This window comes from Streptomyces sp. NPDC048415, from assembly GCF_040651675.1.
Taxonomy (GTDB): Bacteria; Actinomycetota; Actinomycetes; order Streptomycetales; family Streptomycetaceae; genus Streptomyces.
This window is the reverse complement of record NZ_JBEZKJ010000103.1, coordinates 4,199-27,253: the sequence shown is the minus strand read 5'-3', so window position 1 is coordinate 27,253 and position 23,055 is coordinate 4,199. Positions and strand designations below refer to the sequence as shown.

Sequence of the window (23,055 nt, the reverse complement as noted above, 5' to 3'; positions counted from 1 at the left end):
AACGCCCGGTTACATTCCGAACCCGGAAGCTAAGCCTCACAGCGCCGATGGTACTGCAGGGGGGACCCTGTGGGAGAGTAGGACGCCGCCGAACTTCTTTTAGAGCTCCGGCTCTTGGGCATACAGCCCGAGAGCCGGAGCTTTTTTGTTTTCCTGGCTTTTCCCGGGTTCTCCCCTTTCCCTCATGGCGCCTCCACCCCTCCGCACCGCAAGGTGAAGGCTGCAGGTAGGGTCAGGGGGCATCGTTGGCTCGTTTCCCACAGGAGGCCCCCGGGTGGAGGTCCAGGAGACCCGTGTCCAGACTGACCGGGTCCTCACCATCCCGAACATCCTCAGCATGGCGCGCCTCGTCGGCGTGCCCGTCTTCCTGTGGCTGATCCTCAGGCCGGAGTTCGGCGGTCCCAAGAGCGACGGTTGGGCGCTGCTCGTACTCATGCTCAGCGGCATCAGCGACTATCTGGACGGCAAGCTCGCCCGGCGCTGGAACCAGATCAGTAACCTCGGCCGGCTGCTCGATCCCGCGGCCGACCGACTCTACATTCTGTCGACTCTCGTGGGGCTCACCTGGCGCGAGATTCTTCCGCTCTGGTTGACCGCTGCACTTCTGGCGCGCGAGCTGGTTCTGCTGGTGATGGTGGGCATCCTCCGACGCCATGGCTATCCGCCGCCGCAGGTGAACTTCCTTGGGAAGGCAGCCACGTTCAACCTGATGTACGCCTTCCCGTTGCTGCTGCTCAGTGACGCAAGTGGATGGATCGCGTCACTCGGTGCTATTTTCGGATGGGCGTTCGCCGGATGGGGTACAACCCTCTATTGGTGGGCAGGAGTCCTCTACGTGGTACAGGTCCGCCGGCTTGTCCGGGCGGACGCCATGGCCGATTGAGCTCGGCCCGATTGGGCGGCTGAAGTGCCCGGATGGCCCGCGCTCGAAATCTGCGGGACAATCAGGACGGGTGAAGTCGGCTAGACCGTCGTCTCTTCAAGGAGGACGCTTCCGACATGAAGGCCGTCGTGATGGCCGGTGGCGAAGGCACACGCCTTCGTCCGATGACCTCGAGCATGCCCAAGCCGCTCCTGCCCGTGGCGAACCGCCCGATCATGGAGCACGTGCTCAGGCTGCTCAAAAGGCATGGGCTCAACGAGACCGTCGTTACTGTCCAGTTCTTGGCCTCACTGGTCAAGAACTACTTCGGTGATGGCGAGGAGCTCGGCATGGAGCTCACTTATGCCAACGAGGAGAAGCCACTCGGTACTGCCGGGAGCGTCAAGAACGCCGAGGAGGCGCTGAAGGACGACACGTTCCTCGTCATCTCCGGTGATGCCCTGACCGACTTCGATCTCACCGACCTCATCAATTTCCACAAGGAAAAGGGTGGGCTCGTCACTGTCTGTCTGACGCGCGTACCGAACCCCCTCGAATTCGGCATCACCATCGTGGACGAAGAGGGCAAGGTCGAGCGCTTCCTGGAGAAGCCGACCTGGGGTCAGGTCTTCTCGGACACGGTGAACACGGGCATCTATGTCATGCAGCCCGAGGTCTTCGACTACGTCGAAGCCGATGTCTCCGTCGACTGGTCCGGCGATGTTTTCCCCCAGTTGATGAAGGAAGGCAAGCCGATCTATGGCTATATCGCCGAGGGCTACTGGGAAGACGTCGGCACCCACGAGAGCTATGTGAAGGCGCAGGCCGACGTCCTGGAAGGCAAGGTCGACGTCGAGCTCGACGGCTTCGAGATCTCCCCGGGCGTATGGGTCGCCGAGGGTGCCGAAGTGCACCCTGACGCCGTACTGCGCGGACCGCTCTACATCGGGGATTACGCCAAGGTCGAGGCGAACGCCGAGATCCGGGAGCACACGGTCGTCGGCTCCAATGTCGTCGTCAAGAGCGGCGCGTTCCTGCACCGGGCCGTCGTGCACGACAACGTGTACATCGGCCAGCACAGCAATCTGCGCGGTTGTGTCGTCGGCAAGAACACCGACATCATGCGGGCCGCCCGGATCGAGGACGGCGCGGTCATCGGCGACGAATGCCTCGTCGGCGAAGAGTCGATCATCCAGGGCAACGTACGGGTCTATCCGTTCAAGACCATCGAGGCCGGAGCCTTCGTCAACACCTCGGTGATCTGGGAGTCGAGGGGCCAGGCGCATCTCTTCGGTGCCCGTGGCGTCTCCGGAATCCTGAACGTGGAGATCACCCCGGAACTCGCCGTGCGTCTCGCGGGAGCGTACGCGACGACGCTCAAGAAGGGTTCCACCGTCACCACGGCCCGCGACCACTCGCGAGGCGCGCGCGCGTTGAAGCGGGCGGTCATCTCGGCGCTGCAGGCCAGCGCCATCGAAGTGCGCGACCTGGAGAACGTACCGCTGCCGGTGGCTCGGCAGCAGACCGCCAGAGGCAGTGCGGGCGGGATCATGATCCGTACGACACCGGGGGTGCCGGACTCCGTCGACATCATGTTCTTCGACGGACAGGGCGCCGACCTGTCACAGGCTGGGCAGCGCAAGCTCGATCGGGTGTTCGCGCGACAGGAGTACCGGCGGGCGTTTCCCGGAGAGATCGGGGATCTGCACTTCCCGGCCAGTGTCTTCGACTCCTACACGGGATCCCTGCTGCGGAATGTCGACACCACCGGTGTCGCCGAATCCGGGCTGAAGGTGGTCGTCGACGCCTCGAACGGCAGTGCAGGGCTGGTGCTCCCCAGTCTGTTGGGCAAGCTCGGTGTCGACTCGCTGACGATCAACCCCGGTCTCGACGAGTCCAGGCCGACGGAAACGGCGGATACCCGGCGAGCCGGTCTGGTGCGGCTCGGTGAGATCGTCGCGTCGGCGCGCGCGGCGTTCGGCGTGCGCTTCGACCCGGTGGGCGAGAGGCTCTCGCTCGTCGACGAGAAGGGCCGGATCGTCGAGGACGACCGTGCCCTGCTCGTCCTGCTCGACCTGGTGGCCGCAGAGCGGCGCAGCGGTCGGGTGGCGCTGCCGGTGACGACCACGCGGATCGCCGAGCAGGTGGCGGCGTACCACGGAACCCAGGTGGAGTGGACGACCACATCTCCCGACGATCTGACGCGGGTCGGGGGCGATGAGACGACGATCTTCGGGGGTGACGGCCGCGGCGGCTTCATCATTCCCGAGTTCAGCAGCGTGTTCGACGGCGCGGCCGCCTTCGTACGGCTCATCGGGCTGGTGGCGCGGACGCAGCTCACGCTCAGCCAGATCGACGCGCGGATTCCGCGGGCGCATGTCCTCAAGCGTGATCTGGCGACTCCCTGGGCCGTGAAGGGCCTTGTGATGCGCCGGGTCGTGGAGGAGGCCGGTGACAGGTTCGTGGACACGACCGACGGCGTTCGGGTCGTGGAGACCGACGGGCGCTGGGTGATGGTACTGCCGGACCCCGCCGAGGCGGTCACGCATCTGTGGGCCGAAGGCCCTGACGATGCCTCCGCGGAAGCCCTGCTCGACGAGTGGGCGGCCGTCGTGGACAGCGCCGGTCGCTGAAACACACAGCACGCGCGCGTGCCGGACAAGTGCCCCCAAAGGGGCCTGTCCGGCACCCCGGTGGGGCCATTCGGAGGTAGCGCCCGCGACGTGCGACGATGTGCGGCATGCCGCAGCAGCCCCCCGTTCGGAGCAGCGCTCCGCGCCCCTCGCGCCCGGACGCCTCCATGTCGCTGCTCACCAACGTCATGGACCACAGCCTCGACGACGGGTATGCCGAGGCGGCTGCCCGTAAGAAGGCCGAGGACGACGGCGGCATGCCGAAGACGGTGCGGGCGAAGCTGGGTCTTGCCGCAGGTCTCGTACTCGCGGCCCTCGTCGTGACCGTCGGCGCGGCGAACGCGCGGATCGCGGCCCCTGTCGTCGCCAAAGAGCGCCAGGAGCTCATCGACCGCATCGAACACGAGACCACGGCCGCGGACAAGCTGGAGAGCAGCGTCGACACTTTGCGTGCCGATGTGAGCGCCCGGCAGCGCGAGGCGCTCAAGAAGAGCGGCGGCGGTGAGCAGGCCGACCTGGTGAGCATCCTGTCGGGCGCCACCGATGTGCACGGGCCGGGCGTGAAACTCGTGGTGAACGACGCGAAGGAAGCCAGTACGGGCGGTGACGGCGATCCCCGGGAGACCTCCGGGTTCTCCGACACCGGACGCGTCCGCGACCGGGACATGCAGCGCGTCGTCAACGGCCTGTGGGAGTCGGGCGCCGAGGCCATCGCGATCAACGGACAGCGGCTGACCGCCCTGTCGGCGATCAGGGCCGCGGGTGACGCGATACTGGTCGACAACAAGCCACTGGTGCCGCCGTACACGGTGCTCGCGGTGGGGGACGGCAAGCGGCTCAGCACCAGGTTCCAGAACAGTGCCGACGGGCTGTATCTGCACGCCCTGCAGGACAACTTCGGCATCCGGACGGGCATTTCCGTCGAGGACGACGTCCGGTTGTCCGCCGCACCGAGTGTGATCGTACGTACAGCACAGCCGAGCACAGAGAAGGGCACATCGTGATCGCCGTACTGGGCCTCGTCGTGGGAGTCGTGGCTGGATTGTTGGTCCGGCCCGAGGTTCCGGCGGTTGTCGAGCCTTATCTGCCGATCGCCGTCGTGGCGGCGCTCGACGCCGTGTTCGGAGGCCTGCGCGCGATGCTGGATGGCATCTTCGACGACAAGGTCTTCGTGGTGTCGTTCCTGTCGAACGTGGTCGTGGCCGCGCTGATCGTCTTCCTGGGCGACAAGTTGGGCGTGGGCGCCCAGCTCTCCACGGGCGTCGTGGTCGTCCTCGGCATCCGTATCTTCTCCAACGCCGCGGCGATCCGCCGGCACGTGTTCCGGGCGTGAGGCCGATGAACCACGAGGACGAGACCGGCGAGCCCGCTGAGGCCCGCGATCCCTCCGAGGCGCCCCGGCCCGCGGCCAGCCCGGACAACCGGCTGCGCAAGGAGCTGCCCGACGAGGTGCCCGCCGCGGCTCCTGCCAAGAGTGCGGGGCCGCCGCAGGGCGAAGAGGACGCCGAGCCACGGCTGACCGGCCGTCAGCGGCTGGTCAAGGGTCTGTGGCCGCCGCGGGTGACCCGCGCGCAACTCATCGTCGCTGTACTGCTGTTCGGGCTCGGCTTCGGCCTGGCCGTCCAGGTGGCCTCCAACAGCGACAGCGGCAGCGCCCTGCGCGGGGCACGTCAGGAAGATCTCGTACGCATCCTCGATGAACTCGACAACCGTACTCAGCGTCTTGAGGACGAGAAGCAGGGTCTCGAAGATCAGCGCACCGAGCTGGAGAACAGCTCGGACCAGGCCGAGGAGGCCCGCAAGCAGACGGTCGAGAAGGAGAAGCAACTCGGCATCCTGGCGGGCACCGTGGCGGCGCAGGGCCCCGGCATCACCCTGACGATCAATGACACGAAGGGGACGGTCAAGGCGGACATGCTGCTCGACGCGATCCAGGAACTGCGCGCGGCCGGTGCCGAGGCGATCCAGGTGAACGGCGTACGCGTCGTCGCCGGCACCTACCTGAGCGACTCCGGCAGTGGAGTGAAGGTCGACGGGAACAAGATCACCCAGCCCTACCGTTTCCAGGTCATCGGCAAGCCGCAGGACCTGGAGCCGGCGCTGAACATCCCGGGGGGCGTGGTGCAGACGCTGGAGAAGGAGCAGGCCACCGTCACGGTGGACCGCTCGGCCAAGATCGTGGTGGACGCCTTGCGACCGGCGAAGCGGCCTGACTACGCTCGGTCGTCCTCCCAGTGAGCCGGGGTCGCATGGCGGGCGTTCGGCGAGGGCATGAGGTTGCGGGGGGTCGGCGCACCGAATGGGTGGTGCGTGGTGGAAACTGTCTGGTGGATACGGACGTTGTGAGGATGTCCGGGTCGACCGGTGTGTTCAATCAGGGTTCGTCCTGCCCCACGGGCGGGTCTGTTTCGGTCAAGGGGAATCGCCCGTGAAGTTGTTTGCGAAGTTGTTCGGCAAGAGCGCGCGAGAGGGCAGCGGTGACAACGCGACTGCCCGGCATCGTGCACCGCGTCAGGGAGACGCGGAGGCACAGGGCGGCAACCGCCCGCTGTTCCGGGACCAGGTGGCTGGTCCGGGCGATGACGTTTCCGGTGGTCAGGGCGCGCCGTCTGTTGACCCTGCCCGGTCCGGCCGCATAGGTTTCGGGGAACCGTCGACCTCAAGTACGGGTGGAGGGTTTGCCTCCGATCCGTACGCGTCCCATGCCCCTGGGGGGCAGCCGCGGCAGGAGGATCCGTCCATGTCGGCCCTGGTGTGTACGAGGTGCGGTAACCGCAACGCGGAGAACAGCCGGTTCTGCTCCAACTGCGGTGCGCCGCTGCGGGGCGGCGCGGAGCGTCCGTCCGAGACGACGTCCACGATCTCCATTTCGGGCCTCGAGGCCTATGACGCCGAGGTGACGGGCCAGACGCTCTCGCCGATGCTCTCCCCGGAGGCGCAGGCGGCCGTAGACGCGCTGCCGCTCGGCTCGGCGCTCCTGGTGGTCCGCCGTGGCCCGAACTCGGGCAGTCGCTTCCTGCTGGACGGCGAGCTGACCACGGCCGGGCGTCACCCGCAGAGCGACATCTTCCTGGACGACGTGACCGTGTCGCGCCGCCACGTGGAGTTCCGTCGCGCCGCGGACGGCTCGTTCACGGTGGCCGACGTCGGCAGCCTGAACGGCACGTACGTCAACCGGGAGCGGATCGACCAGGTCGCTCTGTCGAACGGTGACGAGGTGCAGATCGGCAAGTACCGGCTGGTCTTCTACGCGAGCCAGCGGGGCATCTGACCTCAGGGAAGGTCCATGCTTCAAACACCGAGCGGCGGTGCCGGCAGCGGTGCCGCCGCCGCGGACAGTGGGCTGATGAGCATCGGCGTGGTGCTGAACGTGCTGCGTGACGAATTCCCCGAGGTCACCGTCTCCAAGATCAGGTTCCTGGAGTCGGAGGGGCTCATCGAGCCGCAGCGAACCCCTTCGGGGTATCGCAAGTTCAGCGCCACTGACGTCGAGCGTCTCGGCCACGTCCTGAGGATGCAGCGCGACCACTATCTGCCGCTGAAGGTGATCCGCGAGCATCTGGACGCCCTGGAGCGTGGTGAGCCGGTGCGGCTGCCGTCCGTGGGGCGCCAGCGCGACTCCGGCGACGCAGAGCTCCTCGGTGACCTCTTCGGCGAGCCCGAGGTGCCCACGGCGGCCCGGGTGGGCCGCGCCGAGCTGCTGGCCGCCGCCGAGATCGGTGAGCGGGAGCTGCAGGAATGGGAGTCGTACGGGCTCATCGCGCCGCTGCCGGACGGGGCGTACGACGCGGAGGCGGTGACCGTCGCCGCGCTCGTCGTGGAGCTCGGGCGGTCCGGGATCGAGCCGCGCCATCTGCGTGCGATGAAGGCCGCGGCCGACCGTGACGCGGGACTTGTGGACCAGGTGGTGGCCCCGCTGCGGCGCCATCGCAATCCGCAGACCAGGGCGCACGCGGAGGCCCGTACGAAGGAGCTGGCGGGCCTGACGGTGAAGCTGCACGCGGCGCTTGTGCAGAACGCGCTGGGTGTGCGGCTGCCCTGACCCGGGGCGCCACCAGGCTGTGGATCGTCCACCCGTTCTGTGCCCGACTACCCAAACGTCCCGGGCACGGCCTAGGGTTGCTGTGTGAACGAGCTCGATGTCGTAGGTGTCCGGGTCGAAATGCCCTCCAACCAACCGATCGTGCTTCTGCGTGAAGTGGGAGGCGACCGCTACCTTCCCATCTGGATCGGACCGGGGGAAGCGACGGCGATCGCCTTCGCGCAGCAGGGCATGGCTCCCGCGCGACCGCTGACCCACGACCTGTTCAAGGACGTGCTGGAGGCCGTAGGCCAGGAGCTCACCGAAGTGCGCATCACGGACCTGCGGGAGGGCGTCTTCTACGCCGAGCTCGTGTTCGCCAGCGGGGTCGAGGTGAGCGCGCGGCCGTCCGACGCCATAGCGCTGGCCCTGCGCACCGGGACGCCGATCTACGGCAGCGACGGAGTGCTCGACGACGCGGGCATCGCGATCCCGGACGAGCAGGAGGACGAGGTGGAGAAATTCCGCGAGTTCCTCGACCAGATCTCGCCCGAGGACTTCGGCACCAACAGCCAGTGACGCGCCGGATTGTCAGGGCGCTTGGGGCGGCAATTGCCCGCGGCCAGTGTGGTGTGCCGCGGCCCGCTCCGAGAGCATTCGGCTAGCCTTTCCCCGCGGTGGGGCGCGGGAAACCACTCTTAGGGTGATTATCACTCGGCGTGCCGAGTGTGGCGATCGTTGACGCGCCCCTGGTGACTGCCTACCGTCGAGAAGGCAGGTCAAGGACGGAGGTCGGCGTGAGAAGCAGCGGCGACGGTACGGCTGGGGGTGCCCCCGGACGCGGTCTGGGGGAGAGCGGCCCGTACCCGCTTCACGGCAGCGCGGCCGATCACGTTCCGCGGCGGCCGGCGGCAGTGTCGGGCGAGGGAGGGGCGGTTTCCGAGGAGATCGGCTATCGCGGTCCCACGGCGTGCGCAGCGGCCGGCATCACTTACCGGCAGTTGGACTACTGGGCGCGGACCGGTCTGGTCGAGCCGAGTGTGCGGCCCGCCTACGGGTCAGGGACGCAGCGCCTTTACAGCTTCCGGGACGTAGTCGTCCTGAAGATCGTCAAGCGGTTCCTCGACACCGGGGTGTCGCTCCAGAACATCCGGACCACGGTTCAGCACCTCAGGGAGCGCGGCTTCCGGGACCTGGAGCGTATGACGCTGATGAGCGACGGCGCGACGGTCTACGAGTGCACCTCGCCCGACGACGTACATGCCCTGTTGCAGGGCGGTCAGGGTGTCTTCGGGATCGCCGTGGGTGTGGTGTGGCGGGACGTCGAGAGTGCCCTCTCGCAGCTGCACGGAGAGCGCGTGGACACGGGCGAGACGCTCGTCGGGCACAACCCGACGGACGAGCTGGCGCGGCGGCGCAATCGCGCGGTCTGAGGCGCAGGGGCCGATCTGATGCCCCGGTGTGCCGGGGCATTGTCAGTGGCGTAGTGCAGCATCGGAGATGTGAGAACCGCGCCGACGATCCTGCATCTCGACATGGACGCCTTCTTCGCCTCGGCGGAGCAGGCGTCCAAGCCGAGCCTGCGCGGGAAAGCGGTCGTCGTGGGCGGGCTCGGACCGCGCGGAGTCGTCGCCACCGCCTCGTACGAGGCACGCGTCTTCGGGGTGCACTCGGCGATGCCCATGGCCCAGGCCCGTCGGCTCGCGCCGAACGCCGCGTATCTGGTGCCGCGCTTCGGGCTCTACCGGGAGGTCAGCGAGCAGGTGATGGGGCTGCTGGGGGCCTTGTCGCCGCTGGTGGAGCCGCTCAGCCTGGACGAGGCGTTCGTGGACCTGGAAGCGGGCGGAACAGCCTGGGACGAGGGCTCGGCGCGGCTGGCCGGGGTGAAGCTGCGCGCCGACATCCGCGCCGTCACGGGGCTCACGGGATCGGTGGGGCTCGCCGCGTCCAAGATGCTGGCCAAGATCGCCTCGGAGCAGGCCAAGCCCGACGGCCTGGTGCTGATAGAGCCCGGAACCGAGCGCGCGCTGCTGGGTCCGATGTCGGTGCGGACGCTGCCGGGGGTGGGGCCCGCGACCGGGGACCATCTGCGGCGGGCCGGGGTCAGCACCGTCGAGGAGCTCGCGGAGGCGGGTGAGGACGAGCTCGTACGGCTGCTGGGGAAAGCCCATGGGCAGGCGCTGTACGCGATGGCGCTGGCGCACGACGACCGGCCCGTGGTGGCCGAGCGGGAGACCAAGTCGGTGTCGGTCGAGGACACGTACGACGTGGACATCCATGACCGGGTCCGGGTCGGTCTGGAGGTGCAGCGGCTCGCTGACCGGTGTGTGGCGCGGCTGCGCACAGCCGGGCTGTCGGGGCGGACGATCGTCCTGAAGGTGCGGAGGTACGACTTCTCGACGCTCACCCGGTCCGAGACACTGCGCGGACCCACGGACGACCCCGCGGTCGTACGCGAGGCCGCCATGCGGCTCCTGGAGGCGGTGGACACGACCGGTGGGGTACGACTGCTGGGCGTCGGCGTCTCGGGGCTCGCGGACTACACGCAGGAGGATCTGTTCGCGCAGGCTCAGGCGCAGGCAGAAGCAGAGGCGCGTGCGCAGGTACAAGCGGCGGCGCAGGCCGCCTCCGGGGAGTCGGGAGACCGGGAGCAATCCGCGCAGGGCGCGACGGAGGAGTCCACCGCGGAGCATGTGCCGCCCGCCGAGCGGCGTTGGCCCGCGGGGCACGACGTACGGCACGCCGAGTACGGGCACGGATGGGTTCAGGGCAGCGGCCTCGGACGGGTCACGGTGCGGTTCGAGACGCCCTACTCCGAGCCCGGGCGGGTACGGACCTTCAGGACCGACGATGCGGATCTGGAGCCCGCGGACCCGCTGCCCTTGGTGGCGCGAAGACCCGAGACCCCCGCGCCTCAGGCCTCCTCACTTCAAGTCTCGTCTCCTCAGGCGTCGTCCGAGCCAGCGAGCCGGCCGAAGTCGCGGTCCGGTGGCGGGGGAGGGGGCGCCACATCGAGGCCGTAGTGGTGGTAGAGCTGGAGTTCCTGTTCGGGCGAGAGGTGACGGCCGACGCCGAAGTCCGGGGCGTCCTTGATCAGCGCTCGGTCGAAGGGGATGCGCAGGGCGCCCTCGACGAGCTCGCTGGGCTCCAGAGGTACAAAGGCGTCTCTGCTGAACAGGCCGGTCCGTATGGCCGCCCACTCCGGGGCCCCGGTCGCGTCGTCGAGATAGACCTCGTCGATCGTGCCGATCTTGGTGCCATTGCGGTCGAACGCCTTGCGGCCGATCAGGTTGCGCGGATCGATGTCGGTCTGCACGGGCCCTCCTCTTGGTCGCAAATCATCCGTAAGCACTACAAAAGAGCACATTCAGGAAGGCGGCCACTCGAAGGCCCGGGCCCTGTCCTCGCTGGTAGGCTGACAGGCGGCTGCTGACCCCGTGCGGGAGAGTCCTCCAGACTTCATCGGAGGCGCCGAAGGAGCAAATCCTCCCCGGAATCTCTCAGGCTCACGTACCGCACGGACGAGGTCACTCTGGAAAGCAGGGCGGGTGTCGATGGCCTCCGCTCTCACCGACGGTGAAAACCGGGTCGTCAGCGGACGGTCCGGTGAAGCTCTCAGGTTGAGATGACAGAGGGGGAGGCCGTCGGGGTACCCGTGCAGGGGTGCCCCTCGAAGGTCGCGTCAGACCAGGAGGCCTCCGCAATGACCGCCCATCGCATTCCGCTCTCCGAACTCGAACAGGGAATCCCCTTCGAGCAGCGCCACATCGGACCCGACCTCGAGGCACGGGCCAAGATGCTCGCGCAGGTCGGGTACGGCTCGCTCGACGAGCTGACGGCCGCCGCGGTGCCGGACGTGATCAAGAACTCCGAGGCGCTGAAGCTGCCGGGCGCGCGCACCGAGGCCGAGGTGCTGGCCGAGCTGCGCTCCCTCGCGGACCGCAACCAGGTGCTCGACTCGATGATCGGCCTCGGTTACCACGGCACGTTCACGCCGCCGGTGATCCTGCGCAACGTCATGGAGAGCCCGGCCTGGTACACCGCGTACACGCCCTACCAGCCGGAGATCTCGCAGGGCCGTCTTGAGGCGCTGCTGAACTTCCAGACCGTGGTCGCCGAGCTGACCGGACTGCCGACGTCCGGCGCCTCGCTGCTCGACGAGGGCACCGCCGCCGCCGAGGCGATGGCGCTGTCCCGCCGCATGGGGAAGAACAAGAAGGGCCTGTTCCTGGTCGACGCGGACGCGCTGCCGCAGACCGTCGCCGTGATCCAGACCCGCGCCGAGCCGACCGGCGTCGAGGTCGTCGTCGCCGACCTGAGCGAGGGCATTCCGGCCGAGATCGCCGAGCGCGAGATCAACGGTGTGCTGGTGCAGTACCCGGGCGCCTCCGGTGCCGTACGCGACATCAAGCCGCTCATCGAGCGGGCGCACGAGCTGGGCGCGGTCGTCACCGTGGCCGCCGATCTGCTCGCCCTGACCCTGCTCACCGCGCCCGGCCACCTCGACGCCGACATCGCCGTCGGTACGACGCAGCGCTTCGGTGTGCCGATGGGCTTCGGTGGTCCGCACGCCGGATACATGGCGGTGCGCGAGAAATTCGCGCGCAGCCTGCCCGGCCGCCTCGTCGGTGTGTCCGTCGACGCGGACGGACACAAGGCGTACCGCCTCGCGCTGCAGACGCGTGAGCAGCACATCCGCCGTGAGAAGGCGACCAGCAACATCTGTACGGCGCAGGTGCTGCTCGCCGTGATGGCCGGCATGTACGCCGTCTACCACGGTCCCGAGGGCCTGAGGACCATTGCCCGGCGTACGCACCGGTACGCCACGATCCTCGCCGCGGGCCTGACGGCCGGCGGGGTCGAGGTCGTGCACGGCGCCTACTTCGACACGCTGACCGCACGGGTTCAGGGCCGGGCCGCCGAGATAGTGGCGGGCGCCCGCAACCATGGCGTCAACCTCCATCTCGTCGACGCCGACCATGTGTCGATCTCCTGCGACGAGACCACGACGCGCAAGCAGCTGGGCGCCGTGTGGACGGCGTTCGGTGTCAAGGGCGATGTCGAGGCGCTGGACGCGACGGCGCAGGACACGCTGCCGACCGAGCTGCTGCGCACCGACGACTACCTCACGCACCCCGTGTTCCACGAGTACCGCTCCGAGACCGCGATGCTGCGCTACCTGCGCAAGCTCTCCGACCGCGACTACGCGCTCGACCGCGGCATGATCCCGCTGGGCTCCTGCACGATGAAGCTCAACGCGACCACGGAGATGGAGCCGGTCACCTGGCCGGAGTTCGGTCAGCTGCACCCCTTCGCGCCCGCCGAGCAGGCGCAGGGCTACCTCACGCTGATCCGTGAGCTGGAGGAGCGGCTCGCCGAGGTCACCGGATACGACAACGTGTCGCTGCAGCCCAACGCCGGTTCGCAGGGCGAGCTGGCCGGACTGCTCGCCGTGCGCGGCTATCACCGCGCAGGCGGCGACGAGCAGCGCACCGTCTGCCTCATCCCGTCCTCCGCGCACGGCACCAACGCCGCGAGCGCCGTGATGGCCGGTATGAAGGTCGTGGTCGTGAAGACCGCGGACGACGGCGAGATCGACGTCGAGGATCTGCGCGCCAAGATCGAGCAGTACCGCGACGAACTCGCCGTCCTGATGATCACGTACCCCTCGACGCACGGTGTGTTCGAGGAGCATGTCGCCGACATCTGCGCGCAGGTGCACGAGGCCGGCGGCCAGGTCTATGTCGACGGCGCCAACCTCAACGCGCTGGTGGGCCTCGCCAAGCCGGGCCACTTCGGCGGCGACGTCTCGCACCTGAATCTGCACAAGACGTTCTGCATCCCGCACGGTGGCGGCGGTCCGGGCGTCGGCCCGGTCGGTGTGCGCGCGCACCTGGCGCCGTATCTGCCGAACCACCCGCTGCAGCCCGCGGCCGGTCCCGCGACCGGTGTCGGCCCGATCTCGGCCGCTCCGTGGGGCTCCGCCGGCATCCTGCCCATCTCATGGGCGTACGTCCGGCTCATGGGCGGCGAGGGCCTCAAGCGCGCCACGCAGGTGGCCGTGCTGTCCGCCAACTACATCGCCAAGCGTCTGGAGCCGCACTACCCGGTGCTCTACAACGGCCCCGGCGGGCTCGTCGCCCACGAGTGCATCATCGACCTGCGCCCGCTGACCAAGGCGACCGGCGTCAGCGTCGACGACATCGCCAAGCGGCTGATCGACTACGGCTTCCACGCGCCGACGATGTCGTTCCCGGTGGCCGGCACGCTGATGATCGAGCCGACCGAGTCCGAGGACCTGGGCGAGCTGGACCGGTTCTGCGACGCGATGATCGCGATTCGCGGGGAGATCGAGAAGGTCGGCTCGGGCGAGTGGGCGGTGGACGACAACCCGCTGCGGGGCGCTCCGCACACGGCTGCCGCGCTCGGCGGGGACTGGGACCACGCGTACACGCGCGAGGAGGCCGTCTTCCCGGCCGGTGTCTGTGCCGCGGACAAGTACTGGCCGCCGGTGCGCCGCATCGACCAGGCCTATGGTGACCGGAACCTGGTCTGCTCCTGCCCGCCGCTGGACGCTTACGAGGAGTAATCACCGGCGGACATGCGTCGGGGCCGGTTCGGGGGATGTGTCTCCGGGCCGGCCCCTCGTTCTGTCCGGGCAGTCGCCCGTCGTGCGCGTGCGGCTCAGGCCGCCGTCATCACGTGCGCGCTGCCCATCGGGCGGTGCGGGGCGATGATCTGGCCGTCCGGCAGGAGCTCACCGGTGTCCTCGAAGAGCAGAACGCCGTTGCACAGCAGGCTCCATCCCTGCTCCGGGTGGTGCGCCACGAGACGGGCGGACTCCCGGTCGGCTGATTCGGCTGACGGACACGGTGGCTGGTGCTGGCACATGGATGGGATCTTTCGCTGGGTTGAGATGTGAGTGATGGCTGTGGTGTCTGTCCCGCGGCTGGAAGTACTCATTGCCGCCCCCCGTTGGTGTGTGGTCCAAACCCAGTGTTGCCCTACGGGCGTCAATCCGCAGGGATTTCGCGGCACCGCTTCTCACAGGTTGAGGACGCATCACCCGTGCGGACGGTTCATCCCAACTGCACTGTCCCTTTGGATGGTTCGACGTGGCCGAATGGGGCTAGTCCGGTTGGGATGAGCAGCGCGTTTTTCCTCGTACGAGCGCCCTGGGGCCCGAACGAGCGCAGTGCCCCGCGGCCGCAGGAAGCGGCGGCGGGGCACTGCGCTCGGTGCTTACGCGGGCGAGCTGAGCAGTGGGCCCGGAGTGAGCCGGTGGGTGAGGACCGGCAGCAGTTCGGCGACGCGGTGCGGACGGTGCGCGGCGATGCCGGGCGGCGCGGGAGCCAGCGGGACAAGGAGGTCGGTGGCGGCCGGCTGACCGGTGGCGCCGTCCGCGGTGCAGTCGCCGTGCAGCCAGAGTGTGAGCATGTACAGCTCGGGCACCGACAGGAGGCGTGCCTGGTACGGCTGCTGCATGGTCTCGGCCTGGCGCAGGGCGCGTTCGGTGGCGGTGATGTACGGGCCCTCGAAGAAGCGCGAGAAGGCCCAGCCGTCGGGGGTCAGCATGGTGTCGGCCGCGGCCACCGCGCGGTCACCGCTGCGGATCAGAAAGCGCCACCCGGCGAGCCGGGTGGCGGACGCTCCCGCGGGAGTGATGCGGTCCAGGATGTGCACGGGCAAGGGGACTTCGGGCGTGACCGGTCCCTGGACTGTCCGCAGGGAGGGAGTACGGGCCTCGCGGACGGCGGTGGGGGAACCGAGTGCCGTGAGGACGGTGCGCAGGGCGGGCGCGGGAGCCGGGGGGACATGCAGCGGCATAGTGGGTCGCCTCTCATTCGACAGGCACGGTGGCGCGAGGGCGTGGGCGGACGGCGCTGTCAGCTCTCGGGGTCAGAGGAGCGAGGGTCTGGATCTGCCGACAGGGTGTCGCCTGCCGTACGTCGCCCTGACGACAGGACCGGGGACCGCGAGCGCCAACTCTCTGCCTCGTTTGCGGAGTTTATACGACGCGTGTTCAGACGGTGTTTCGTCTAGCCGTCCCGAATATGAAGAGCAAGGCAATATTCGGTCGCCGAAACGAGGGATTCATCCCGATTCTGCGCGGAGGTACTTGCGGTGACCTCGGAAATCTTCGCCGGAGCGGTCGGCCGATTCTCGTCGGCGTTTTTCACGAGATCATTTCAAGCTGAAACTTGCACGGTGCACCATGCCTGGTGAATGTGCCGCGGGGTACTCGGATCCAGGGTAGCGGGCGGGGCGACTCGTCGAGGGCGTTATCGATCGCGTTGCCTGGGCATCATCCCCCGTGACCCGGGACGCCAGGGGCCGGAGCATCGGCCTGCCCATCCGAGGAGGGACGCTTCGATGGGGGAGAAGGTCGTTGCAGAGCCGTTCGGTCCGTCCGATCGGCTGCGCCACCGCGGCAAGCTCCGGCAGTGCCTGACGGGACTGGAGATGCTGCTGAAGGAGAAGCGGTTCGATCGCCCGAAGAACCTCATGGGTCTGGAGATCGAGCTGAATCTCGCAGGACCCGACGGCATGCCCAAAATGATGAATGCGCAAGTACTCGAAAGGATCGCCAGCCGCGACTTCCAAACAGAACTCGCCATGTTCAATCTGGAAGTCAACATAGCCCCACACCGATTGGGTGGCCGGGTATTCGACCGGCTCGCCGAGGAGCTGCGCGCGGCTCTCGCGTACGCCCATCGCAAGGCCGGTGAGGTCGACGCCGGAATCGTGATGATCGGCATTCTTCCGACGCTGGCGCAGGAAGACCTGGTCTCCTCGAACCTGTCGGACGTCGACCGCTACACCCTGCTCAACGACCAGATCGTGGCCGCCCGCGGCGAGGACTTCGCCCTGGACATCGATGGCGTCGAGCGACTCGTCTGTACGTCGAAGTCCATCGCGCCGGAAGCTGCCTGCACCTCCGTCCAGCTGCACCTCCAGGTCACCCCGGACCGGTTCGCGGACGTGTGGAACGCGGCGCAGGTGGTGACGGCCGCGCAGATCGCGGTCGGTGCCAACTCGCCGTTCCTGTTCGGCCACGAGCTGTGGCGCGAGTCGCGGCCCCCGCTCTTCCAGCAGTCCACCGACACCCGTCCACCCGAGCTGCAGGCCCAGGGAGTCAGGCCGCGCACCTGGTTCGGCGAACGGTGGATCTCCTCGGCGTATGACCTCTTCGAGGAGAACCTGCGCTTCTTCCCGCCCCTCCTGCCCATCTGCGACGAGGAGGACCCTCTCGCCGTCCTCGACGCCGGAGGCATCCCCAAGCTCGCCGAACTCGTGCTGCACAACGGCACGGTGTACCGCTGGAACCGGCCCGTGTACGGCATCGCCGACGGCGTCCCGCATCTGCGCGTGGAGAACCGGGTGCTCCCCGCGGGCCCCACCGTCACCGACGTCATCGCCAACGCCGCCTTCTACTACGGGCTCGTCCGCGCGCTCGCCGAGGAGACGCGGCCCGTGTGGACCCGGCTGTCCTTCGCCTCCGCCGCCGCCAACTTCGACGCCGCCTGCCGGCACGGGATCGACGCGCGCCTGGAGTGGCCGCGGCGCGGCCGGTACGGCGGGACCACGCAGGTGGACGCCACGCACCTGGTCCGCGACGAGCTGCTGCCGCTCGCCGCCGCCGGACTGGACGCGTGGGGGGTCGAGCCCGCCGACCGGGATCTCTACCTGGGCGTGATCGAGGACCGCTGCCGGCTGCGCGTCAACGGCGCGACCTGGCAGGCCGCCACCTTCCACCGGGCCCTGGAGAAGGGGCTCGGGCGGGATGCCGCGCTGGCCGCGACCACCAGGCGCTACGGCGAGTTGATGCATCGCGGCGAGCCCGTGCACACCTGGCCGGTGGGGCTGCCGGAGCCGGTTCCCCTCGGGTGAGGGGCGCTCGCACGGTCGTCAGCTCTGGCTGCCCGCCTCCACGATCGCCTTGAGGATCACCGAGTGGATCTTCGAAGGGTCATTCACCTGGTGACCCGAGCCGCCGGTCGCCTTGGCGATCTGCTCGACCTCGTTCTTGTCGGAGTCCGGGCCCACCGCGATCGCGATCAACGGCACCAGGCGCTCCGGATCCGTCAGTTTCTGCATCTCGTCGACGAGGCTGGAGCGCGAGATGCTGCCGGGATCCTGGTTGACCCCGTCGGTGAGGACGACCAGCGCGTTGAACTTCCCCTTCACATAGGAGGAGATGGCCGCCTGATACGCGGCCAGCGTGGTGTCGTACAGGCCGGTCGCCCCGCTCGGGACGGGCTTGAGGGCGCTGAAGGCCTCCGACAGCTTGTCCCGCTGGGTGCCGGTGCCCTTGCGGTCCCCGAGCCGCTCGGTCGGCACGAGCACGCGGTAGTCCTTGTCGCCGTCGAGCTCCGTGGAGAACTTCCACAGCCCGATCTCGTCCTCAGGGGTGAAGGTGGCGAGGGCCTGCAGCAGGGAGGCCTTGGTGACGTCCATCCGGGACTGGCCGGTGCCCGGTACCGGCTCCGACATGGACGCGGAGGCGTCGACGACCGTGGTGATCCGGGCGCTCTGCACCGTGATCGTCCACATGCCGGGGCTTCCTGGAGCGCCTTCGCCGACGCGGGTTGGGCCGAGGCCTGCGCGTACGGCTGCGGGGAGCTCCCGCCGGCCTCGCTGACCAGGGTGTCTGAGGGGTTCTCGTCGTCCGTGCGGAAGCCGTACTTCCGCAGGATCTTCTCAGGCTGTGACTCGCTCAGCAGTGTCATGAACCGCAGGGCGGCGCGGCTCTCGTCGGTGCTCAGCCGCACCTCGTCGACCAGGGTGAACGGGTAGTCGAGCCGGGGCGAACCGTCCTTGGGATAGAAGAGGTCGAGCCCGTCGCCGCTGTCGTCCGCTTCGTTGTACGCGAACGCCGCCTGCTCGGAGAGGATCAGCGCCTGGTTGCGCTTGGGGTTGCCCTGCTCGGTGCCGGATGAGTCGCGGGGGAGCGTGTCGAGGACCTGGCTGTCGCTGTCGGAGGTGCGCTGCGAGAGGGCCTTCGCCATCGCGGCCGCCTGGGTGTCACCGCCCTTGACACCGGCCGCGGCGGCGCTCAGCTGCGTCAGCGCGAGCAGACCGGTCGCGCTGCGCGTGGGATCGGCCGTACCGAGCTTGAGGTTGTCCTCCTGCACCGCCGCGCCGGCCAACTCGGTCCAGGTGTACGTCTTCTTCGGCCACCCCAGCGACTTCGCGGCCGAGGGGACCATGGCGACGCCGACCGGCGAGGAGGCCACGTTGCCCGCGTTGGTCACCTGGGTCGCGGTGCTGTCCGCGGTGACGCGCTGCACCCACACGTCGGAGTCCGGCACCCACACCTGGACGTCGGACTTCTTGCCCGACCGCAGGGCTTCGGTGACCCTGGACGGCTCGCGCGCGCTCACGCTGATGTCGAGGCAGCGGCCGTCGGAGGTGATGTTGTTCGCGCGGGCGTACTCGGCGGTCGCCCTGAGGGCCGGCGCCACGTCCGCCGACGCGGCGACCTCGAGGTGCACGGCGCTGTCCTGGCAGGAGGCGCCGAAGGAGAGCAGACCACCACGGACCGCGGCCGCCGTGCCCGCCGCGACCATGAGCACGAGCGCCGTCGCGATGGCCACATTGCGGCGGCGCGCGCGGGGCCGGGGGTCGGCGGCACCCGCTCCGTACTCGTCGGGCAAGCTGTGACGTCCCATGACGGTGGTGCCCCTCCCTGTTGAGCCTCGAGTGGTGGACAGCTTGAGACTCGAGCCGAAGACAGCCGTAAATCAGGCAAAGAGGAGGTACGCCCCGTACGGCGTCCGTCCCCCCGACGGCCTGTCGCGCACGATTTTCGTAACTTCTTTCGAGACCCTAGCGGGGCGAAGATGGGGGATGAGGCGGGATTACTCAACTGGAGGCGCGAGTGCAGGTGGAGGCGGGGTCGGTGGCCGAATCTTCTCCGACGGAGCGGCTGACACGACGGATTTTCCGGGACGAGACCCTGCTCGTCCTGGGCCTGTCGCTCGGTGCGAGCGGGGTGTCCGCGCTGATCAGCTTTGTCGGATCGGTCACCAAACCGGGGGGTCTCAAGGATCAGGCGGCCACTCTCAACGCCTCGGCCGCGCCGGGTCGCCCCTGGCTTGATCTGGCCTGGCAGTTGTTCGGAATCGCGTCGGCTCTGGTGCCGGTCGCGCTGGTCGCGCACTTCCTGCTCCGGGAGGGCGCGGGACTCCGCGTGATCGGCTTCGACCGCACGCGTCCCTGGCCGGACCTCGGGCGCGGAGCCGCCATCGCCGCGGTGATCGGCAGCACGGGCATCGCCTTCTATCTGGCGGCGCGGGGGCTCGGCTTCAACCTCACCGTGGTGCCGGAGGCGCTGCCCGACGTGTGGTGGAAGTTCCCGGTGCTGGTCTTGTCGGCCGTGCAGAACGCCGTGCTGGAGGAGGTCATCGTCATCGGGTATCTGCTGCGCAGGCTCGGGCAGTTGGGATGGACGCCGGGCACCGCGCTGGTGGCGAGCTCGGTGCTGCGCGGCTCATACCACCTCTACCAGGGCGTCGGCGGGTTCGTCGGCAACATGGCGATGGGCGTGGTCTTCGTCTACCTGTACCGGCGTTGGGGGCGGGTCGGTCCCCTGGTGGTGGCGCACTCGCTGCTCGACATCGGGGCGTTCGTGGGATACGCGCTGCTGGCGGGCAAGGTGGGGTGGCTGCCCACGGCGTGAGCGGGTCTCGAAGGGGCGGGGCGTACGAAGAGGGCCTACAAAGAAGGTGTACGAATCAGGCGTACGAAGAGGGCGTTCGAAGACGGCGTACGAAGAGGGCGTACGAGGTGTCGTACGCCCCTTTCGCATGCTGCTAGGCGAGCAGCTCGCCCTCGATGACCGTGACTGCGTGGCCCGTGAGCAGGGTGCGGTCGCCGCGCAGCTCGGTGCGGACGAGTCCGGAGCGCCGGGAAGCCTGCAGCCCGGTGAGACCGGCGCGGCCGAGGCGTTCCGACCAGTAGGGGGCGAGGGCTGTGTGGGCGCTTCCGGTGACCGGGTCCTCGTCGATGCCGACGTTCGGGAAGAAGCAGCGGGAGACGAAGTCGTAGCCCCGGGAGGGATCCTCGGCGCGGGCGGTCGCGATGATGCCGCGTTCCGAGTACCGGGCGAGCGCCTTGTGATCGGGGGTGAGGCCCAGGACCGTCTTCTCGTCGGCGACCTCGATCACCAGATCGCCGATGTTCGGGCCGGTGTCGAAGGCCGTTAGCGGCTCGGCGCCGAGCGCCTCGGCGACGCCGTCCGGGAGCTCGACCGGGGTGAGCGGCGCTGTAGGGAAGTCCAGGGTGATCGCACCGTCCTCGTGCGGGGTGGCGATGAGGACGCCGCTGAGCGTGGCGAACCGTACCGGCCCCTCATGGGCGCCCGTGGTGTGCAGCACGTGCGCGGTCGCCAGCGTGGCGTGTCCGCACATCGCGACCTCGGTGGCGGGCGTGAACCAGCGCAGCGCCCAGTCGGCGTCGCCTCCCTCGGGAAGTCGGTGGGCGAACGCGGTCTCGGCGTGGTTGACCTCGAGGGCCACGTTCTGGAGCCAGGCGTCGTCCGGGAAGGCGTCGAGGAGGAGGACCCCGGCCGGATTTCCGGCGAAGGGGCGGTCGGTGAAGGCGTCGACGATTCGAATCCGCATGGCCCGACGCTAGCCGCCACGCGACGTGGGGGGCCAAGGCCAATTCCGTGGTGCTGGACCGGTTCCCGGAGCGGTTCCCGCTGGGATGCGTGAGCGCGTCGCCGGTCAGTGGCTCCGCCTGAGGCGAGCCGTCCAGCGTCCATGGGCCCGTCCCTGGCGCGGACGGCGGGTGCGCGGCCGAAGCGGGCGCCGGCCCGCCGTCGGCGGCTGCTCGTCGCGGCCGGAGATCCAGTGGTCGTCGGGCGACATGAGCGGTGCCTTTCGCTCGGCCTGTGCCCGGATCTCGTGGTGCGCGTCGTGAGCGGTCACCCGGAACGCCTCGTCGTGCGCGGCCAGGGCCGCGCCGATGGCGGCCCCGGCCATCCCGCGGCCCCGCACACGAGCCGCCAGCCAGGCGAGGAAGCCCACCACCAGGGCGAGGCAGCCGATGACCGTGAGGAACGGCAGGAGTGCGCTCATGCTGCCAGAGCCTACGTTTTGGCCCCTGGCTCAAGCGATCTGGTCCGATTCGCCCGTCGCGTCAGATGATCTGATTCGCCGCGAGCGATGGACAAAGACGGTGGACAAAGGCGGTGGACAAAGGCGGTGGACAAAGATCGTGCGAGCGGAAGACTGGCCCCATGACCGCATCGGATCCCAAGGCTGACCTTCACTTTTACCTGCAGTCCGCCCGCGACGCCCTGCTGTGGAAGCTCGAAGGGCTCTCGGAGTACGACACCCGCCGCCCGCTGACGCCGACCGGCACCAACCTCCTGGGCCTGATCAAGCACGTGGCCGGCGTCGAGCTGGGCTACCTCGGCGACACCTTTGGACGGCTGTCCGGCGAGCCGCTGCCCTGGCTCGAAGACGGTGCTGAGCCCAACGCGGATATGTGGGCCACCGCCGACGAGTCGCGTGAGCACATCGTGGACCTTTACGGCCGGGCGTGGGCGCACTCGGACGCGACGATCGACGCGCTGGCGCTGGACACGATCGGCAGGGTGCCGTGGTGGCCGAGCGACAGAAGCGAGGTGACGCTGCATCATGCCGTGGTGCGCGTGATTGCTGATACGCACCGGCACGCGGGGCACGCCGATGTCATCCGGGAGCTCATAGACGGTGTCGTCGGGATGAGCAAGGGCAACGACAGCATGGCGCCGGGCGATTCGGCTTGGTGGGAGAACCATCGAAGCCGACTGGAGAGTGCGGCCAAGGAAGCCGACCGAGACGCGTAACTTCGGACCGGACCGACTGAGACGCCGACCGGCGTCCACTCGTCAGAGCGGGTCGAGGCGAGCCTTGAGCAGGCAGAACTCGTTGCCTTCGGGATCGGCGAGGGCGTGCCAGGACTCCTCCCCGGTCTGACCGATGTCGACGAGGTCGGCCCCGGCGGCCAGGAGGCGTTCGAGCTCGGCGGCCTGATCGCGGTCGGTGGCGTTGACGTCGATGTGCAGCCGGAGTTTCCCGTTCTTCGGCTCGTCGGTCTGGCTGAGGATGATCGTCGGCTGCGGGCCGCCGAAACCTTCGCGCGGCCCTATCTCGATGTCGCCCTCGTCGCGATCGAGCACTGTGAAGTCCAGGACCTCGCACCAGAACCGCGCCAGCACCTCGGGGTCGTGGCAATCGAGCACGAGCTCACTGATACGGCATGCCATTGACGAAACCTACTCTCGGCGTGGGAGGTGTGAGGCGCCGGGCGGAACCTCCGGACGATGCGACCACTGACGGGCGCGGGGGCGCAGGCCTGGGAAGTGGGACCGGCGCCTGGTCCTGGACGCGGTCTTCCACCTGGTCCGCGGCGGGAGCGCCTGGCGGGCCCTGCCGGGCGACTTCCCGCCGCACCAGACCCTCTACCCCTGTTCCGCCGGTGGACCCGCGCGCGGGCGTGGTGCCGGATCTACGCAGCGCTGCGTGACCGTGCGCGTCCACGCAGCG

20 protein-coding genes, 1 rRNA gene, 2 pseudogenes and 1 riboswitch are annotated in these 23,055 nt (G+C 68.9%); of the genes and pseudogenes, 16 read left to right on the top strand and 7 right to left on the bottom strand.

What is annotated here, in order from left to right; translation table 11 throughout:
• The 11 genes from rrf to AB0D27_RS38550 all read left to right on the top strand — a co-directional run.
• Window positions 1-94, top strand: a 5S ribosomal RNA gene (gene rrf / locus AB0D27_RS38600); the annotation flags it as partial.
• Window positions 95-274: 180 nt separating this feature from the next.
• Window positions 275-883, top strand: coding sequence for a CDP-alcohol phosphatidyltransferase family protein (locus AB0D27_RS38595; protein WP_362518368.1), 609 nt, complete (start codon window positions 275-277; stop codon window positions 881-883).
• Between the two features lie 116 nt (window positions 884-999).
• Window positions 1,000-3,495, top strand: coding sequence for a mannose-1-phosphate guanyltransferase (locus AB0D27_RS38590; RefSeq protein ID WP_362518365.1), 2,496 nt, complete (start codon window positions 1,000-1,002; stop codon window positions 3,493-3,495).
• A 98-nt stretch (window positions 3,496-3,593) separates the two neighbouring features.
• A complete protein-coding gene (locus AB0D27_RS38585) occupies window positions 3,594-4,499 on the top strand; it encodes a DUF881 domain-containing protein (protein ID WP_362518363.1) in 906 nt (301 codons plus the stop codon).
• Window positions 4,496-4,828, top strand: a complete 333-nt coding sequence (locus AB0D27_RS38580) for a small basic family protein (RefSeq protein ID WP_003988855.1) — start codon at window positions 4,496-4,498, stop codon at window positions 4,826-4,828. Before AB0D27_RS38585 ends, AB0D27_RS38580 begins: the two co-directional genes overlap by 4 nt.
• 5 nt (window positions 4,829-4,833) lie before the next feature.
• Window positions 4,834-5,733 (top strand): DUF881 domain-containing protein, encoded by a 900-nt coding sequence (locus AB0D27_RS38575; RefSeq protein ID WP_362518360.1) that lies wholly within the window; start codon window positions 4,834-4,836, stop codon window positions 5,731-5,733.
• Between the two features lie 61 nt (window positions 5,734-5,794).
• Window positions 5,795-6,766, top strand: a complete 972-nt coding sequence (locus AB0D27_RS38570) for an FHA domain-containing protein (protein ID WP_362518357.1) — start codon at window positions 5,795-5,797, stop codon at window positions 6,764-6,766.
• Window positions 6,767-6,781: 15 nt separating this feature from the next.
• The gene (locus AB0D27_RS38565) at window positions 6,782-7,537 is read left to right on the top strand and encodes a MerR family transcriptional regulator (protein ID WP_362518354.1); all 756 of its coding nucleotides are present in this window, start codon (window positions 6,782-6,784) and stop codon (window positions 7,535-7,537) included.
• 84 nt (window positions 7,538-7,621) lie between these two features.
• Window positions 7,622-8,095 carry a bifunctional nuclease family protein gene (locus AB0D27_RS38560; RefSeq protein WP_006123076.1) on the top strand — a complete coding sequence of 158 codons (474 nt, stop codon included), beginning with the start codon at window positions 7,622-7,624 and terminating at the stop codon, window positions 8,093-8,095.
• 218 nt (window positions 8,096-8,313) lie between these two features.
• Window positions 8,314-8,949, top strand: coding sequence for a MerR family transcriptional regulator (locus tag AB0D27_RS38555; protein WP_362518351.1), 636 nt, complete (start codon window positions 8,314-8,316; stop codon window positions 8,947-8,949).
• Window positions 8,950-9,018: 69 nt separating this feature from the next.
• Window positions 9,019-10,539 carry a DNA polymerase IV gene (locus AB0D27_RS38550; RefSeq protein ID WP_362518348.1) on the top strand — a complete coding sequence of 507 codons (1,521 nt, stop codon included), beginning with the start codon at window positions 9,019-9,021 and terminating at the stop codon, window positions 10,537-10,539.
• Here AB0D27_RS38550 and AB0D27_RS38545 read toward each other — a convergent pair.
• Window positions 10,461-10,832, bottom strand: coding sequence for a PRC-barrel domain-containing protein (locus tag AB0D27_RS38545; protein WP_362518345.1), 372 nt, complete (start codon window positions 10,830-10,832; stop codon window positions 10,461-10,463). The genes AB0D27_RS38550 and AB0D27_RS38545 overlap by 79 nt on opposite strands.
• Before the next feature lie 114 nt (window positions 10,833-10,946).
• Window positions 10,947-11,042, top strand: a riboswitch (glycine riboswitch).
• Between the two features lie 177 nt (window positions 11,043-11,219).
• Here AB0D27_RS38545 and gcvP point away from each other — a divergent pair.
• Window positions 11,220-14,105, top strand: a complete 2,886-nt coding sequence (gene gcvP, locus AB0D27_RS38540) for an aminomethyl-transferring glycine dehydrogenase (RefSeq protein WP_362518343.1) — start codon at window positions 11,220-11,222, stop codon at window positions 14,103-14,105.
• Window positions 14,106-14,200: 95 nt separating this feature from the next.
• Here the strand turns inward: gcvP and AB0D27_RS38535 are convergent, their stop codons facing one another.
• Both AB0D27_RS38535 and AB0D27_RS38530 read right to left on the bottom strand, forming a co-directional pair.
• Entirely contained in the window at window positions 14,201-14,407 is a 207-nt protein-coding gene (locus tag AB0D27_RS38535) for a DUF5999 family protein (RefSeq protein WP_362518340.1), read from the bottom strand.
• 351 nt (window positions 14,408-14,758) lie between these two features.
• The gene (locus tag AB0D27_RS38530; RefSeq protein ID WP_362518337.1) at window positions 14,759-15,343 is read right to left on the bottom strand and encodes a hypothetical protein; all 585 of its coding nucleotides are present in this window, start codon (window positions 15,341-15,343) and stop codon (window positions 14,759-14,761) included.
• Between the two features lie 546 nt (window positions 15,344-15,889).
• Here AB0D27_RS38530 and AB0D27_RS38525 point away from each other — a divergent pair.
• Window positions 15,890-17,407, top strand: a complete 1,518-nt coding sequence (locus AB0D27_RS38525; protein ID WP_362518334.1) for a glutamate--cysteine ligase — start codon at window positions 15,890-15,892, stop codon at window positions 17,405-17,407.
• An 18-nt stretch (window positions 17,408-17,425) separates the two neighbouring features.
• On the opposite strand, the pseudogene AB0D27_RS38520 reads toward AB0D27_RS38525, so the two are convergent.
• A pseudogene (locus AB0D27_RS38520) lies at window positions 17,426-19,188 on the bottom strand (substrate-binding and VWA domain-containing protein).
• A gap of 209 nt (window positions 19,189-19,397) precedes the next feature.
• Here AB0D27_RS38520 and AB0D27_RS38515 point away from each other — a divergent pair.
• Window positions 19,398-20,198, top strand: coding sequence for a type II CAAX endopeptidase family protein (locus tag AB0D27_RS38515; RefSeq protein WP_362518331.1), 801 nt, complete (start codon window positions 19,398-19,400; stop codon window positions 20,196-20,198).
• 133 nt (window positions 20,199-20,331) lie between these two features.
• On the opposite strand, the gene AB0D27_RS38510 is transcribed toward AB0D27_RS38515, so the two are convergent.
• Both AB0D27_RS38510 and AB0D27_RS38505 read right to left on the bottom strand, forming a co-directional pair.
• Window positions 20,332-21,141: a PhzF family phenazine biosynthesis protein gene (locus tag AB0D27_RS38510; RefSeq protein WP_362518328.1), complete on the bottom strand. Its 810-nt coding sequence runs from the start codon at window positions 21,139-21,141 to the stop codon at window positions 20,332-20,334.
• A 105-nt stretch (window positions 21,142-21,246) separates the two neighbouring features.
• Complete coding sequence (locus AB0D27_RS38505) at window positions 21,247-21,600, bottom strand: hypothetical protein (protein ID WP_362518325.1); 354 nt, start codon at window positions 21,598-21,600, stop codon at window positions 21,247-21,249.
• 161 nt (window positions 21,601-21,761) lie between these two features.
• Between AB0D27_RS38505 and AB0D27_RS38500 the strand changes: the two genes are divergently transcribed.
• The gene (locus AB0D27_RS38500; RefSeq protein ID WP_362518322.1) at window positions 21,762-22,355 is read left to right on the top strand and encodes a DinB family protein; all 594 of its coding nucleotides are present in this window, start codon (window positions 21,762-21,764) and stop codon (window positions 22,353-22,355) included.
• 42 nt (window positions 22,356-22,397) lie between these two features.
• Here the strand turns inward: AB0D27_RS38500 and AB0D27_RS38495 are convergent, their stop codons facing one another.
• The gene (locus tag AB0D27_RS38495) at window positions 22,398-22,775 is read right to left on the bottom strand and encodes a VOC family protein (RefSeq protein ID WP_362518319.1); all 378 of its coding nucleotides are present in this window, start codon (window positions 22,773-22,775) and stop codon (window positions 22,398-22,400) included.
• Window positions 22,776-22,866: 91 nt separating this feature from the next.
• Here AB0D27_RS38495 and AB0D27_RS38490 point away from each other — a divergent pair.
• Window positions 22,867-23,055, top strand: a pseudogene (locus AB0D27_RS38490) (transposase); the annotation flags it as partial.